A 14745-nucleotide genomic window follows, 5' to 3' on the forward strand; every position below is an offset into this window, starting at 1 on the left:
GTTAGCATAATTGCGACACTGCACCACGCGTCGCATCCGTAACAACTTTCCGAAGGACGACAAACATGCTCAAGGGCTTCAAGGATTTCCTCCTCAAGGGCAACGTGCTCGACCTCGCGGTCGCCGTGGTCATCGGTGCGGCGTTCACTGCGATCGTCACCGCGTTCACCGATCACGTCGTCAAGCCGCTCATCGCCTCCATCGGCGGCGGCAAGGACGTGCAGGGGCTGGCGTGGGAGATCAAGACCGGTGTCGCCGCCACCACCGTCGACCTGGGCGCGGTGCTCACGCAGATCATCAACTTCGTGCTGGTCGCGGCCGTCGTCTACTTCATTCTGATCATGCCGTACGAGAAGATGAAGGCGCGGCTGGCGCCGGAGAAGGCGGCGGAGGACGAGGTGGACGTCCTCGTCGAGATCCGCGACCTGCTGGCCGCGCAGGCCGCGCCGTCGCAGGGCGGCGCGCACTCGGCCCTGCCGCCCACAGGACAGTTCCCCACCCAGCGCTGACGCACGCACCACGAGAGCCGGCCTCCCCACCCGGGGAGGCCGGCTCTCGTTTCCGGGTTCGACGGTGCGCCGCTACCGCACGCCGCGGCGCGAGAGCCCGGTGTTGTCCATCTCGAGGATCGCGACGAGCTTGTCGCGGGTCGCCGCGGACAAGGGGCGCTCTCCGGGTTCGGTAACCGCGGACGTGGCCGGGATGCGGAGCGAGGTCTTGGCAGAGGACTTGAGTGCCGGCTTCTTGACGAGCACGTACCGGCCGCCCGGCGACCGCGTAGCGACCACGTCCTTCCCGTTCGACAGATGAAGCCGATAACGGTGCCCGGCGAGCGGCGTCGACCGGATGACCTTCGCGTTCACCACGCGGTACCGCCCCTTGCCCGCCGGCGCGACGACCCGGATGTCCTTCTCAGCTCTCGTGTGGTCCACGCCTTAGCGCCTCCTCGATCAGTACGTTGATGATAGCGCTCTCATCAGGGCTGGTCGCGGTCCCTTTCAGGAACGCGAGCCATTCCGCCGCGATCTCAGAATCCGTTCCCTTCTTGTTCACGCGGTTCTTCATCACCCACTCGAAGGTCGCCCACCATCGATCCTTGCTGGCGGACCGCGCCTGACTCCGCAACGCCCCCATGAATGCCACGAGAGCCGCGATCACGGCGCCGACCGCTCCGAAGGGACTGCTGCACCGAGAGGTGACAGTTACGGTGTTATGCCGCCGGGGCGGCTGTGTTGATGATGGTCTCGTATTCGATCGGGGTCAATCGGCCGAGGCGGGCTTGCCGACGGCGTCGGTGGTAGGTCCGTTCGATCCACGTGACGATCGCGATCCGCAGCTGCTCGCGGGTGGCCCAGAGCGGTGCCGGTCGAGGACGTTGCGCTGGAGCAGCGCGAAGAACGATTCCATCGCGGCGTTATCGCCGGCAGCGCCCACGCGGCCCATCGACCCGACAAGGCCGTGCTGGTTCAACGCTGCCACGAACTTGCGCGACCGAAACTGAGAACCCCTGTCCGAGTGAACAATACACCCGGCGACGGGACCAGGTCGACGGGCAACAGCATTGTTCAGAGCGTTCACCGCCAGGCGGGATTGCATGCGTGAATCGATGCTGTAGCCGACGATCCGCCCCGAGCACACGTCCTTGATCGCGCAGAGGTAAAGCTTGCCCTCATCGGTCCAGTGCTCGGTGATATCAGTGAGCCACAACTCGTTCGGATTGTCGGCGGTGAAGTCGCGTTCGACCAGGTCGTCGTGCACCGGCGGGCCCGGCTTCGTGCCGCTGCGGCCGCGTTTCTTTCCGAAGGTCGACCACCAGCCGTTGGCGCAGCAGATCCGCCACGCCGTCCGGCTGCTCATCGTCTGACCAGCGGCTTCGGCTTCGTCGGCGAGGAACCGGTAGCCGAACTCCGGATCCTCGCGATGCGCATCGAACAGCGCGTTCGCCCGCTCCGCCGCGATCCGATCAGCGGTGGTGACCGCCTCCTTCAGCCAACGGTAGTAGGGCGCCCTGGCGAGCTTGAGAACCCGGCACGTCACCGTGACGGCGATCCCGTCAGCGGCGAGCTCCTTCACGAGCGGGTACATCATTTTCCCGGCAGGTTCGCCTGCGACAGATACGCGGCAGCGCGACGAAGAACTTCGTTCTCCTGCTCCAACAGGCGATTCCGCTTCCGCAGCTCGCGAAGCTCAGCGGATTCCGAAGCGGTGACACCGGGTCGGTTCCCCTCCTCGACATCGGCGGCACGCAGCCAGTTCTGCAGGCATGTCTCGCTGACACCGAAATCGGCGGCAATCTGCTTGATCGTCACACCGCCTTCGCGGCGACGAGCCGCACCGACGACATCGTCGCGGAACTCGCGGGGATAGGGCTTAGGCATGTTGACATCCTTCCAGTGGCACCCTGACAGCACCACAGATCAGATGTCACCTACTGGTGCAGCAGTCCCGAATCCCGGCGATGTGACCAGGGTCCAGGCACTGTGCAGCACTTCGGAGGTCCCCTGGGGCCAGCGATCACGACACAGACGCAGTCCTGGACCAGCCGCAGCCGCCACAATCGCCGCAGCGACAACGCTCCACAACAACCGCTGCGCCCGTTTGCGCGAGCGCACCTTTCGCGTCGCCGCAGCGAGCTGATCTTGAATCGAGAACGATCGCAGACGGTCACGATGACCTCTCAGAACCCACCACACGAGAGCGAGCAGTCGCGCGCCTCGCGCCAGCAGCCCGTTCGGCGCCGGGAACCGCAGCACACGCAGTGCGACACCCACCCGAGACCACATCCCAGACGCCTCCTCTCGCCGCGCCCCCAGCTCGCGGGCACCACGACTGGTGTGTGGTTCTCCGAGAGACTCTCATCAGTTGGACGCACCAGCACGGGGTTCGGTTCCCACCACGCAGGCACCCGACGGCAGGGCATCGCACACAGCGATTCAGGTGACACGAAGGCGACGCCGATAGCGCCGCTGCACTCTCACGTTACTAGGTTTTTTGTTCGATTATGTCGATATGACACGAATATCGGAGTAGACTTGTGGTAGCAGCCCGAGGAGGTGATAGACATGACTACCAGCACAGCAGCGGAGTATCTGGCCGCGCTCGCCTCGTTCGAAAATGCAGCTGAGCAGCTCGCTGCGGCGAGCCCCGTGATGCTCTCCTCGGAAGAGATCCTGGATGCGCTCCCCCGGCTCGAGAAGGCGGCGCGGAAGGTGCCGCACGGCCAACATCTCCTCGCGCAGGTGTGCGTCGAGCAGGGCATCCCCGGGCAGTTGGGCTACACGGGGATCAAGGAGATGCTGGTCGATCAGCTGCGGCTCGCGGGCACGGAGGCACGAGACCGGATGAAGGGCGCCAGGTCTCGCGCGCCGCGTAATACCCGGGGCGAGGCGCCGGGGCCCCGGCTGCCCGAGCTCTCCGCAGCGCAGCGGGAGGGCCTCGTCTCCGAGCGGCACGCCGCCGCGATCGAGCAGTGGATCGACAAGGTCGCCAAGGCGCCCGAGGCCACTCCGGAGAAGCTCGATCTCCTCGAGGACGTGCTCGTGACCGCGGCGCTCAGTGTCCGGCCGGAGGAGCTCGCCAAGATCGGGCAGCGCGCCTACGAGCTCATCGATCCCGACGGTGCCGAGCCCAGCCCAGAGAACATCGCGCGCAAGCGCGAGGTGAACCTGGGCAAGCAGGCTGACGATCTGATGTCCGACCTCGACGGTGCGCTCTCCCCCGAGTGCCGCGCGCTGATGGACGTGGTCTTCGAGAAGCTCGCCCGGCCGGGCGTGAACAACCCCGCTGATGCGGAGAACCCCGTCGACCCGGCGGACCAGGACGCGATCGCGGAGGCGGCCCAGCGCGACACCCGCACGCAGGGGCAGCGCAATCACGACGCGCTGCTCGCGGCACTCCGGGGCTTCGTTTCCTCCGGTGCGCTGGGGCAGCACCGTGGTGTGCCGTGCGTCCCGGTCATCACGCTGGGGATCGATCAGCTCGAGTCCGAGGCCGGGTTCGCCACCACCGCGACGGGCGGACGCATGCCCGTCGAGGACGCGCTGCGCATGATGGGCACCAACCCGAAGTACGTGCTGGTGCTGGACCTCGCGAACCGGCCGCTGTTCCTCGGCCGGGAGAAGCGGCTGGCCACCCCGGATCAGCGGATCGCGCTGTACGGCAGTGAGAAGGGTTGCACCGCACCCGGTTGCGACGCCCCGGCCACGCGGTGCCAGGTGCACCACATCACGGAGTGGGCCGACGGCGGCGCCACGGACATCACCATGCTGACCCTCGCGTGCGACAAGCACCACGGGAAGGTCACGCCCTGACTGCGCTCGTTGATTCTCCCCAGTTCTGCTAACTGAATCTCCCCACTTGTGTGCACCCGCCAAGTAATGGGCGGGGCCTCCCCGTGATGCTGGTGGTCTCTGACCACGCACCAGCCCTTCGAGGGAGGCCCCGCTCGTTCATGCTCACACAAGGAGAGACCGTGGAAGCACATGCTCTGCGCAAGCAGGGGTGGACGATCTCAGCGATCGCCCGTCATCTGGGACGGGACCGTAAGACCGTCCGCAACTATCTCAACGGGGTCACCGAGCCGGGTGTCCGCCACCGGGACGAGGACCCGTTCGAGCCGTTCGCCGAGTACGTCACCAGCCGCTTGCTCGAGGACCCGCATCTGTGGGCGCAGACCCTGTTCGACGAACTCGTCGAGATGCGGTTCAAGCAGTCGTATTCGTCGCTGACCCGGCAGATCCGGGACCGTGGCCTGCGCCCGGTGTGCCCGCAGTGCACGACCGCGGTGAACCGTCCGAACGCGGTGATCGAGCACCCGCCAGGCGAAGAGACGCAATGGGATTGGTTGGATCTACCCGATCCGCCAGCGGCGTGGGGGTGGGGCAAGACCGCGCACCTGTTGGTTGGAACGTTGTCGTGTTCAGGGCGGTGGCGAGGTTACCTCGCCCCGAATACGACACGCCCGCAGGTGATCGTCGGCCTGGACCGGATCACCCGCCGGCTCGGTGGGGTGACCCGCAACTGGCGGTTCGACCGGATGGCCACGGTCTGCCACCCCTCCAGCGGGGAGCTGAAGGCCGAATTCGCTGCGGTCGCCAAGTATTACGGTGTCTCGGTCAAGATCTGTCCACCACGTTCGGGGCACCGCAAAGGCGTTGTGGAGGGCGAGAACCGGAGCATCGCGCAACGCTGGTGGCGGACCCTGCCCGACGAGCTGACCGTGGAGCAGGCCCAAGCGTCCCTGGATGAGCACTGCCGAGTCCGCGTCGATACCCGGATGCGCGCCACCAAAGACGGCCGCAGCTCGGTGCTGACCGTCGCCGCCAGCGAACCCCTACGCCGGCCTCCTGCGGCGCCGTATCCCGCGGTCCTGTCGGAGCCGAGGAAGGTCTCACGGCAGGCCCTGGTGGCGTGGCGGGGCAACCAGTACTCGGTGCCGCCGGAGCTCGCGATGGGAGAGGTCACCGTCACCGAACGGCTCGGCGACAGTCATATCGACATCGCCACCGTTTCGGGGATCGTCATCGCCCGGCACCGCCTCGCCGCCCCGGGCACCGGGGCGCAGGTCCGTGACACGGTGCATGTGACCGCGCTCAACGCAGCGGCGATGGCAGCAGCAGCCAATTCCGGCGATGGGCGGCCGCACCGCAACAAGGAGCGGATCCCACCCGGTGAACGCTCCCGGGCAGCGGCGCAATGCCTGCGCGAGAACAACTCCCACACCCCCAGTCGACCAACCGCTCAACCGATAGCCGCATCCGATGATGCCGTCGTGATCGATCTCGCCGCCTATGAGGCGGCCGCACAGAACAGGAACACCCTCGGATGACCACCACCAGCAACCGCACCAGCAGCGCCGGCAGCAGGGGCTCTGCGGCGTCGTTGTATCAGCAGCTACGAGGGCACCTCGCGGTCCTCAAGCTCGACGCCGCCGCCGCGGCACTCCCCAGCGTGTTGGAGACCGCGACCGCCGAGAAGTGGACCATGACAGCAACATTGGAACATCTACTCAAAGTCGAAGTCGACGCCACCGAAGCCCGCCGACTGGCCGGCCGGATGCGATTCGCGTGCCTGCCGACCGGTGCGACCCTCGCTGATTTCGACTTCGATGCCGCCCCCGGCCTCGACCAAGCCCTGATCCGCGAGCTCGGGACCTGTGCCTACCTCGAATCCGCGACGAACGTGATGCTCGTCGGACCACCCGGCACCGGGAAAACCCACCTCGCGGTCGGGCTCGCGCATGCCGCAGTGCACGCCGGATACCGCACCTACGTCACCACCGCCGCCGACCTGGCCGCCCGCTGCCACAAAGCGGCGATCGAAGGCCGCTGGTCGACGACCATGCGGTTCTTCGCTGGCCCGACGCTGCTCGTCATCGACGAACTCGGCTACCTCCCCTTGCCCGCCGAAGCCGCATCAGCGTTGTTTCAGGTTGTCGCGCAACGGTATCTGAAAACATCGATCGTCATCACCACCAACCGATCGGTCTCCGAATGGGGCGAAGTCCTCGGCGACACCACCGTCGCCGCGGCCATGCTCGACAGGCTCCTACACCGCTCCGTCGTCCTCAAACTCGACGGCGACAGCTACCGACTACGAGACCACCACGCCCGCAACGAAACCCACCGCACAGCAACCGCACCCAGCCGCCGACCGCTATAATCCGACCGCACCCAGGTGAGGAATCTCAATGAGCATCACTGGGGACTTTCGATGAGCCTGATCAGCCCAGCACCAGCGACTACCCCGGCGGGTGGGAGACGATCACCGTTCCGCACGGCGAACACGCCGGCCGCACCGGCTGGCGTCGCAAAGCCGACCCCACCGGTGCGGTCCGGGTGAACCACACGCACCACGTCGACGAGCTCCACCGCCAGGCCATCGAACGCTGGCAGCGGCGGCGCGCGCAACTCCGATCACTGTGGCGCAGTGAGGAACTGCGCGTGCAGTACGAGGACTTCATCGGCACCGTCTACGACGACATCGCCGCCGTCCTCGACGGGCCGCACGGTCCGCCGCTCCTCGAGGCAATGTTGGCGGAACACGACGCGGAGGTCGACTGGCAGAGCCAGTCGCCGGAGCCTCCGGTGGCCGCTGCGTAGCCGATCACCCGAGGGTGAAACGATCACCCCACAGAATGACGCGCCCCTTGCTGTTGCCCACCTGCGCCCGCACGATCACGTACATACGCGCCTGGGCGTATCCGGCGCAGCCGTCGACGCCGATGGTCTGGTCGCTGTAGGTGAAGCTGCCGCCGGACCCGGTGAAGTCGAAACTGGTCGACGGCGCCGACCAATCGGGATCGATCTCGTCGCCGGGCTTGGGCCAGGTGGCGCGGTCATAGGTCAGCGACTGCGTCCCGACGGATCCCGCGGCGAGCTTGATCGACCCACCCGTGGTGCCTGAGACGGACGGCTTGATTCCGGTCCCGGCATCGGGGTCGTTGAACGTCGCCCCCGACGAAGCCCCGGCTCCGAGATCGAGGCTCGCCTCCCCCACATCGATCTGGCACCCGACGAGAAATCCCGCCTCGATCGAACCGCCATCGGCGTCACCGGACACCTTGACGCTGACCGCCCCCGAGACCCACGCATTACGGGTGGTCGGGAGCGCGACCATACCCGGTGAGAGCCGCGCGCGCTGCCCCTTGACCGAGACAGTGATGGTCCCCGCGCCGGCCTTGACGGACTGCGTCGCGTCTCGGAGCGGGATGACGGTGTCAGCGCCGGCGGGCGCCACGGGCGCGAGCAGTCCGACGGTGATCGTTCCCGCAGCGGCGAGCGCCGCTGCGGCGATGATGTTCCTGAGGGCGTCGCCGATCTTGCTGCTCGTGCTGCCGTTGGGCAGCGGAATGAAGGTGTCGGCGTTGGCGGTACCCGTAGCCAGGGTACCGAGCGCCACGCCGGCGACTGCGGCCACGGCGGCGCCGCGGATCGCGATGTTCTTCATGAATCTTCCTTCGGGGAATCGCCGCCCCGCGGGGCGGACAAGAGAGTCAGGTCGGTCGGATCCGGATCAGCCCAGCGAGAACGGCGCGCCGTACAGGAAGCCCTGGATGCGGTTGCTGCCCTTGATCTCGACCCAGGTCACAACACGCGCCTGCGCGTAGCCCGAGCAGAACTTGATGTCGACGTTCTGGTCCTTGATCGACACGTTGTAGGTGCCGGCCTTGGTGAACTTGATCGAATCGGTGGCGCCCGGCTGGTCGCCTCGCGAGTAGCCCGTGACACTCGAAGTCGCGCCGGGCGTCAATGGAATATTCAGCCCCGCACCAACGCCACCCAACGAGGCCCCGGCGGTCGGCGAGCCGCCGGCCGGATACAGCGGCACCCCAACGCTCGCGCCGGGTCCGGTCACAGTGACCTCGCCACCGATCTGACCCGGGAATTGGCAGCCGACGATGACGCCGACGCCGAGCTTGCCCTGAATATCCTTTGCATCAGCCGGGGCCTTGACCGTGACCGAGCCGTTCGACGTGTACCAGGCGCTCCGCGACTGCGGGGTCGCCAGCGAGCCCTGAATGGCGAAGGAGTTACCCGTCGACTTCAGGACGACGCTCCAGCCATCGGGCGCCGGAACGGTCTTCTGACCGCTCGGCAGCGGGCCGGCGTTGGCGGAGCCGGCAGCGACCGAGGCGGCAGCTGCCACCGCGACCGCGACGACGCCTGCGCGCGTAGCGACCTTGCTCATCTTGCTCATTCGTTCCCCTCACCAGGAATCTGTGGAGTGACGCTCCGATCAGGAGCGCCGGCGTAGCAGCTCACCCAGCCGCCTACCGAATCCCGTGCGTCGTCTCAGCACGTGACCACTGTCGTTTCCCCGGAGATCTTCGTCGACCTTCGGTTCCCGCGCAGCATATCCTCAGGTTTCGCGACGTCGCAACGGTTTGAACCTTTATGAATCCCGACTTTCGAAACTTGTAATTTCAAATAGCGATTGCCGAACGTCGTCTGGACCAGGACTTCTTAGGACATACTCACCGGTAACCTGGCCCGACCCGCAATTCAGGCGTCATTGCACACTCTGAGAGTTCACTCAGGCAACCCAGACCTGTAACCTGAACGTAAATCTGAAGCCTGTGTCCTTAGTCACACTACCAGCGCTAATGCAAAACCTTACGTGGTTCGGAGCGCGAAGCGGTCGGGCGGGTCAGCCCCCGTGGTGCGGCGGACGGTTCTCGCGGTACCACCGCTCGGTCGGGTCACCGTCGGACTGGGAAACGGGCGATGCCGCACCCGAGCGGGATGCGGCATCGTCGGACATGTCGTCCTTGGTCTGTGCGGGCAGAACGTCCCCGAAGATCCGCGCGATGTCGCGCGCGGAGTACTTCCGGGGCCCGCTCTCGCCGGACCGGCTGTCGGCGCCCTCGGTCACCGGGCCTGGTCGTCCCCACCGGCGATGTGCCGGATCACGTGGGTGGCCAGCGGGGTGAGCGTGGCCATGCCGTCACGGATCGCGGCGCGCGAGCTCGCGAGGTTCACCACCACGGTGCTGCCGGACACGCCGGCCAGACCGCGCGAGAGCCCCGCGTCGGTGGCGCCGGCAGCAAGACCCGACGAGCGGAGCGCCTCACAGATGCCCGGCAGCTTCTTGTCGAGGATGTCCTCGGTGGCCTCCGGCGTCACGTCGCGGGCGCCCACGCCCACGCCGCCGATCGTCACCGCCAGGTCCACGCCGCCGATCACCGCGGTGTTGAGCGCGTTGCGCACGTCCACCTCCTCGGCGGGGACCACGACCACGGCGTCGACCTCGAAACCGGCCTCCTCGAGCAGCTCGGTCACCAGCGAACCGACCGACTTTCCGGCGTTCGGGACGCCCGGCTGCACGTGGTCGTCGACGACCACCACGAGCGCGCGGCCGATCACCCCGGCCCCGTCGAGCGCCGCTTCGTCCAGAACGGGCACGTCGAGCACCTCGTCCTCCGGCCAATCCGCTGCGGTCATGTCCACTCCTCGCATCATTTGTCCAACTTATCGAGCGTCACCTGCTTGGACACCGGACTCGTACTGCTCGGGCTGTCGAGGTACGTGATCGTCACGGTAGCCCCCGGCGGGTACGAGCGCACGGCCCCGATCAATCCGTAGCCGTCGGTGATCTGCACGTCGTCGATCTTCGTCACCAACGCACCCTTGGGGATGCCCGCGCGACCGAAGGCCCCCGTCGCCGACACCTCCGCGACCAGGGCGCCGGGCCGGGTGACCGAGGTCTGCCGCGGATCCACCGTCACGCCCACCGCGGCGTGCGAGGCCTTCCCCGAGTCCATCAGCTCCTTGCTGATCCGCTGCACCAGGTTCGCCGGGATCGCGAAGCCCAGACCGATGCTGCCGCTCTGCTGCCCCGTGGACCGGGACGATCCGAGCGTCGCGATCGACGAGTTGATGCCGACGAGCTGCCCCGCCATGTCCACGAGCGCACCACCGGAGTTGCCGGGGTTGATCGCCGCGTCCGTCTGCACCGAATTGACGACGGTGGCCTGATCCGAGTCGCGGCCGCTGGTGGCCACCGGACGATTGAGAGCCGAGACGATGCCGCTGGTCACCGTGCCCGCGAGCCCCAGCGGCGCGCCCACGGCCACGACCTCCTGGCCCACGGTCAGCTTGCCGCTGTCCGCGAAGGCCAGGGGCTTGAGGCCGCGCTTGTCCGTCTGGATCACCGCGAGGTCGGTCACCGGATCCGCGCCGACCACGGCCGCATTGCTCACGGTGCCGTCCGAGAAGGACACGGTGAGCTTGCCGTTACCCGCGATCACGTGGTTGTTCGTGACGATCTTGCCGTCCGCGGTGATCACCACGCCCGAGCCCGAGGATTCCGAGGACCCGGCCTGATTGTCGATCGACACGACGGCGGGCAGCACGTTCTGCGCCACCTCCTGCACCGACCCCTTGACGACCGGCGGCGCCGCTCCCCCGGACACGGTCGTCGTCGTGCTCGAGGAGTCCTTGCCCCACACCAGGTACGCCCCGGTCACCGACAGCAGCGACGCGACCAGCGCGATCGCCACGCCCAGCGCCACGAGCGCGCCCAGCTTCGGCCCACCCCTGGGCGGGCCCGACGGGGCCGGGGGCACCGTCTGCACCCCGCCCGGCGCCGGGTAGCCCGACGGTGCGCCGCCCTGTCCGGCCGCGTACGGGTTCGAGTACTGCTGGGTGGGCCGGTACTGCCCGGCCTGGCCCGGCTGCTGCGCGGGCTGTCCCGGCTGCTGCCCCTGCTGATAGGGATTCTGCGGACCCTCGGTCATGGAGCCCCTCCTTCGTGTCTCACGCCAAGACTGCAGTCGTCGTCTGTGAGGTCGCTGTGAGCAGATTGTCACTTACCCCGCAGCAGCCGCATGCGGGGTTCCCGATGCACGATCTGCGGGGCCCGTCCGCCCGCCACCGGGCTGCCGGGGATCTCGAACCGGACCAGGGCACCGCCACCGTCGGCCGAACCGACCGAGACGCTGCCGCCGTGCCGCTCGATCACCTGCTTGACGATCGCCAGGCCCAAGCCCGAGCCGGGCATCGAACGGCTCGCCATCGACCGGTAGAACCGCTCGAAGACCAGCTCGCGGTCCTCCTCCGGGATGCCGGGACCGCTGTCGGCGACGGTGAGCGCCGCCCGGTCCACGCCGATCTCGGACAGCTCGACGCGCACCACGGCACCGTCGGGCGAGAATTTCGCGGCGTTGTCGAGCACGTTGACCACGGCGCGACCGAGCCCGCCGTTGTCGCCGTACACGAACCAGGGCGCGCTGGAGACCTCGAAGCGCACCGTCGGGCGGCGGCGTTCCACCCGCTCGACCGCCTTCGCGAGGACCTCCTCGAGGTCGATCTCCTCGTTGACGGCCTCGGGGGCGTCCTCCCGCGCCAGGTCGACGAGGTCGCCGACCAGCGTGGTCAGCTCCTCGACCTGCGCGAGCACGTCGTCGGAGAGCTCCTGCAGATCCTCCTCCGGGATCGGCGGAGCGCCGGGGCGGCGCGTGGCGATGAGCAGCTCGACGTTGGTGCGCAGGCTGGTCAGGGGCGTGCGCAGCTCGTGACCGGCGTCGGCGACGAGGCGGGCCTGCCGGTCGCGCGACTCGGCGAGGGCCTGCAGCATCGTGTTGAAGCTGATGCTCAGCCGCGCCAGCTCGTCGCGGCCCGTCACGGGGATCGGCGTCAGGTCGTCGGTGCGGGCGACGCGCTCCGCGGCCTCGGTGAGCCGCTGGACCGGCCTGAGCCCGCCGCGGGCGACCGCGGTGCCGGCGATCGCCGCGAGGATCACGCCGCACGCGCCGACCACGATGAGCACCGTCCCCAGCTCGCTGAGCAGGTTCTTCGTGGGTGTCAGGTCCTCGGCGACGATGATCGTCACGCCGTTGTCCAGCCGCCGGGCCATGACGCGGGTGTCGCCCACCGAGCGCAGCGACTGCTCGAGCTTGCCCGAGATCACGGCGCGCTCGTCGTCGCCGATCGGGACCTGCCCGGACGGCCCGGAGTGGTACGGCGTCCCGTCGGGATAGACGACCATCGTGCGGTTGACGGACATGTCCGGACGGAACATGAGCATCATCATCACGGTGGTGAACTGCGTGACCGGCGAGCTCATCGCCGGCGCCACCGAGTCCACCTGCTGGTGCAGCCGGTTGTCGACGTCCGCGTACATGGCCCGTTTGACCACGAAGAACGCCGACGCCGCCATGAGTGCGACGGTGATACCCACGACCACCGCGGCCAGCAGCGTCACCCGCCAGCGGAAGCTGACGTTGCGGGTGACCGGGTTCGGGTCGCGCATGGGGCGCTTGTCCCGGACCTCCGGCCGGGCGTGCCGGGGCAGGGGTCCGGACACCGTCGGGATGCGCCCCGTCACGGCGCGCCCCCAGGCGTCACGGCGGGGTCTCGCGCAGGACGTACCCGACGCCCCGCACGGTGTGGATCAGCCGGCTCTCGCCATCGGCCTCGGTCTTGCGGCGCAGGTACCCGACGTACACCTCCAGCGCGTTGCCCGAGGTCGGGAAGTCGTAACCCCACACCTCCTCGAGGATCCGGCTGCGGGTCAGCACCCGGCGCGGGTTGCCCATGAGCATCTCGAGCAGGCTGAACTCCGTCCGCGTGAGGCTGATGGAGCGCTCGCCGCGGGAGACCTCGCGGGTCGCCGGGTCGAGGCTCAGGTCCTCGAACGCGAACACCTCGTTGTCCGCGCCCGCGTCCGGCGTGGCGCGGCGCAGCAGCGCCCGCATGCGGGCGAGGAGTTCCTCGAGCGCGAAGGGCTTGGGCAGGTAGTCGTCGGCGCCCGCGTCCAGCCCGCTGACCCGGTCGCTCACCGCGTCACGCGCGGTGAGCACGAGGATCGGCAGGTCGTCGCCGGCGCTGCGCAGGCGACGGCACACCTCGAGGCCGTCGAGCCGGGGCATGTTCAAGTCGAGCACCACCGCATCGGGGCGGTTGCCCGCGATGTGATCGAGGGCGTCCTGGCCGTCCACGGCCGTGTCCACCTGGTACCCGTTGAAGGTCAGTGAGCGCCGCAGGGACTCCCGCACCGCGCGGTCGTCGTCGACCACCAGAATTCGCATGGTTACCAGTCTTACCCAACGCGGCTAGGAATTCGCTGAAGAGGCGGCAGTGATGTGCGGCTCCGGTAATTCTGGACAACGGCTTCGACAATTTGGTGCACGGCCGATGCACCGACATACACTCGAATCGTGTCCGTAGCCCCTGGATTCGCCCGTCGCCGCGCCGGCGTGCCCGTCGGTGCGCTGCTGCGCATCCATCGCGACGGCGCGCGGGTCCACGCCGAGAACCTGGCGCTGATCTGCACCCTCGGCATGGAACGCCCAGCGGCATTGCTCTCCGCCCTGTGTTCCTTCGCCGGATGGGGCGGCGTGGCGCTGCTCGCGATCGACGACTGGTCCCCCGCCGCGATCCCGAGCCTGTTCGCCTCCGCGCTGGGGTTCCTCTGGGGCGCGCGGTTCGCGACCGGTCGCCCGCTGACCTATCACGGATCGCTCGCTTACATCGCGTTCAGCAACGCCGGCCTTCTCATCGCGCTGCACGCAGCGCCGTCGACCCTCGTCGCGCTGCTGGAGACCATCTGGATGCTCGCGACGGTGTGCTTCGCCTACACCTGGCACGGCCGCGTCGCCGTCGCGATCCAGTACGTCGTGATCGTCCTGTGCATGATCATCACCGCGACCGCCGCCGCCCGGTTCGACGACGTCCGCCCCGTGGTCCTCGCGATCAGCCTCGGCACCGTCGCCTGCGCCGCGCAACTGTCCTTCCTGACCTTCGCGGGCAAGGAGCGGCTCGGCCGGTTCGCCCTGACCTCGGAGCGCCTGTCGCGGCTCGACGAACTGACCGGACTCCTCAATCGGCGCGGGCTCACCGCCGTGGCGGGCAACCGACCCGGCACCGTCGCCGTCGCGATGATCGACCTCGACCACTTCAAGCGGATCAACGACGCGCACGGCCACGCCACCGGCGACGAAGTACTGCTCCTGGCCGCGCGTCGGCTCCAGACGATCTGCGGTGCCAATGCCCTCGTCGCCCGCCTCGGCGGCGACGAATTCGCGGTCGTCACCGACCACGTGCCCACCGACCTCGGCGAGCGGCTGTTCGACCCCGCCGACGGCACCCCGGTCCACGCAAGTGTCGGCGTGGCACACGGCGTCGCCGACAGCGCCGCCGCCCTCGAGCGGCTCCTCGCCGCCGCCGACGCCGCGATGTACGCCGCGAAACACGCAGGTGGACGCTGGATCGCCTCGTGAACAGATTCTTCAATCCTGAAGCTTTG

General features: G+C 68.2%; 15 protein-coding genes and 1 pseudogene. 6 read left to right on the forward strand and 10 right to left on the reverse strand.

The genetic code is table 11. From position 1 onward, the window contains the following. Nucleotides 1–65: 65 nt before the first annotated feature. Nucleotides 66–509, forward strand: coding sequence for a large-conductance mechanosensitive channel protein MscL (gene mscL, locus HF999_RS03395; protein WP_068747068.1), 444 nt, complete (start codon nt 66–68; stop codon nt 507–509). Nucleotides 510–581: 72 nt separating this feature from the next. Here the strand turns inward: mscL and HF999_RS03400 are convergent, their stop codons facing one another. The 3 genes and pseudogenes from HF999_RS03400 to HF999_RS03410 all read right to left on the reverse strand — a co-directional run bounded on the left by HF999_RS03400 (nt 582) and on the right by HF999_RS03410 (nt 2378). Then, entirely contained in the window at nt 582–932 is a 351-nt protein-coding gene (locus HF999_RS03400) for a hypothetical protein (protein ID WP_168544524.1), read from the reverse strand. Next, nucleotides 913–1158 carry a hypothetical protein gene (locus HF999_RS03405; RefSeq protein ID WP_168544525.1) on the reverse strand — a complete coding sequence of 82 codons (246 nt, stop codon included), beginning with the start codon at nt 1156–1158 and terminating at the stop codon, nt 913–915. Before HF999_RS03405 ends, HF999_RS03400 begins: the two co-directional genes overlap by 20 nt. A 52-nt stretch (nt 1159–1210) precedes the next feature. Next, a pseudogene (locus tag HF999_RS03410) lies at nt 1211–2378 on the reverse strand (IS3 family transposase). Between the two features lie 684 nt (nt 2379–3062). On the opposite strand from HF999_RS03410, the gene HF999_RS03415 reads away from it, so the two are divergent. From HF999_RS03415 to HF999_RS03430, 4 genes are all read left to right on the forward strand, one after another. Continuing rightward, entirely contained in the window at nt 3063–4310 is a 1248-nt protein-coding gene (locus tag HF999_RS03415) for an HNH endonuclease signature motif containing protein (RefSeq protein ID WP_168544526.1), read from the forward strand. Between the two features lie 140 nt (nt 4311–4450). Continuing rightward, nucleotides 4451–5827, forward strand: a complete 1377-nt coding sequence (locus HF999_RS03420; protein WP_168544640.1) for a Mu transposase domain-containing protein — start codon at nt 4451–4453, stop codon at nt 5825–5827. Next, nucleotides 5824–6660 carry an IS21-like element helper ATPase IstB gene (gene istB / locus HF999_RS03425; RefSeq protein WP_168544527.1) on the forward strand — a complete coding sequence of 279 codons (837 nt, stop codon included), beginning with the start codon at nt 5824–5826 and terminating at the stop codon, nt 6658–6660. Before HF999_RS03420 ends, istB begins: the two co-directional genes overlap by 4 nt. Before the next feature lie 176 nt (nt 6661–6836). Further along, complete coding sequence (locus HF999_RS03430) at nt 6837–7100, forward strand: hypothetical protein (RefSeq protein WP_168544528.1); 264 nt, start codon at nt 6837–6839, stop codon at nt 7098–7100. A 4-nt stretch (nt 7101–7104) separates the two neighbouring features. Here HF999_RS03430 and HF999_RS03435 read toward each other — a convergent pair whose 3' ends face one another. From HF999_RS03435 to HF999_RS03465, 7 genes are all read right to left on the reverse strand, one after another. After that, a complete protein-coding gene (locus tag HF999_RS03435) occupies nt 7105–7947 on the reverse strand; it encodes an MspA family porin (protein WP_168544529.1) in 843 nt (280 codons plus the stop codon). Nucleotides 7948–8013: 66 nt separating this feature from the next. Beyond that, nucleotides 8014–8697 carry an MspA family porin gene (locus tag HF999_RS03440; protein WP_168544530.1) on the reverse strand — a complete coding sequence of 228 codons (684 nt, stop codon included), beginning with the start codon at nt 8695–8697 and terminating at the stop codon, nt 8014–8016. A 450-nt stretch (nt 8698–9147) separates the two neighbouring features. Further along, complete coding sequence (locus tag HF999_RS03445; RefSeq protein WP_168544531.1) at nt 9148–9372, reverse strand: hypothetical protein; 225 nt, start codon at nt 9370–9372, stop codon at nt 9148–9150. Beyond that, on the reverse strand, nt 9369–9941 hold the full coding sequence (locus HF999_RS03450; protein WP_156485795.1) for a MogA/MoaB family molybdenum cofactor biosynthesis protein: 573 nt from the start codon (nt 9939–9941) through the stop codon (nt 9369–9371). Before HF999_RS03450 ends, HF999_RS03445 begins: the two co-directional genes overlap by 4 nt. A 14-nt stretch (nt 9942–9955) precedes the next feature. Continuing rightward, the gene (locus HF999_RS03455; protein WP_068747079.1) at nt 9956–11236 is read right to left on the reverse strand and encodes a S1C family serine protease; all 1281 of its coding nucleotides are present in this window, start codon (nt 11234–11236) and stop codon (nt 9956–9958) included. A 68-nt stretch (nt 11237–11304) separates the two neighbouring features. Next, nucleotides 11305–12750, reverse strand: a complete 1446-nt coding sequence (locus tag HF999_RS03460; RefSeq protein WP_068747080.1) for a HAMP domain-containing sensor histidine kinase — start codon at nt 12748–12750, stop codon at nt 11305–11307. A 91-nt stretch (nt 12751–12841) separates the two neighbouring features. Next, on the reverse strand, nt 12842–13528 hold the full coding sequence (locus HF999_RS03465) for a response regulator transcription factor (protein ID WP_068574809.1): 687 nt from the start codon (nt 13526–13528) through the stop codon (nt 12842–12844). A gap of 129 nt (nt 13529–13657) precedes the next feature. On the opposite strand from HF999_RS03465, the gene HF999_RS22935 reads away from it, so the two are divergent. After that, nucleotides 13658–14719 (forward strand): GGDEF domain-containing protein, encoded by a 1062-nt coding sequence (locus HF999_RS22935; RefSeq protein ID WP_156485796.1) that lies wholly within the window; start codon nt 13658–13660, stop codon nt 14717–14719. Nucleotides 14720–14745: the final 26 nt, after the last annotated feature.

The organism is Tsukamurella spumae, from assembly GCF_012396015.1.
Taxonomy (GTDB): Bacteria; Actinomycetota; Actinomycetes; order Mycobacteriales; family Mycobacteriaceae; genus Tsukamurella; species Tsukamurella spumae.